Consider the following 554-nt stretch of genomic DNA (forward strand, 5'->3'; position numbering starts at 1 on the left):
CACCTGGTTGAAGCTCGCCAAAGGCACGCCGGTAATACCGCATAAAGCGCACTACGGTCCTAACCGATACCCTGTTTTGGAGACAGCAACGCCGGTGAGCAGTGTCGACTTGCTACTGCCCAAAAGCGTTCTCGACGGCCTGCCGGCCGAATACAAAATCGACGTACCCACCAGCGATTTCGGGCGGACCTTCAAGTACTACCGCCTCGACGGCTTGCTCAGCGATGCCGACAACAACGTGCTCGACGGCTGGGTGCGTGAAGACGTGGGGGTTACGTCGTGGGTCAGTCCCTGGGCCTGGGAAGGCTACGACATCATCTTCAGCTACGACTCGCCGCTGAGCGCAATTGCCTCGTTCTATCGTGACCTCAATCGTCTCAGCGAAGCACAACTTGAACGGTTTGACGGCGAGGCGGATGAGGGCGACAAGGGGCGGGTCAAGAGCCGGCTCTATGACCTGCTTGACCGTAATCGTGATGGAAAAATCACTGCGGATGAGTTGCAAGCGGCGCTCAACTTGTCGGCGCATGCACAGTCAATTTCGCAGTTGATTG

The 554-nt window shown here is 57.6% G+C and carries 1 pseudogene; it reads left to right on the forward strand.

Features of this window, described 5'->3' with window-relative positions:
* Positions 1-94: 94 nt before the first annotated feature.
* A pseudogene (locus HX875_RS32170) lies at positions 95-554 on the forward strand (glycoside hydrolase family 19 protein); the annotation flags it as partial.

Source organism: Pseudomonas yamanorum, from assembly GCF_013386765.1.
In the GTDB taxonomy this organism is placed as follows: Bacteria; Pseudomonadota; Gammaproteobacteria; order Pseudomonadales; family Pseudomonadaceae; genus Aquipseudomonas; species Aquipseudomonas yamanorum_A.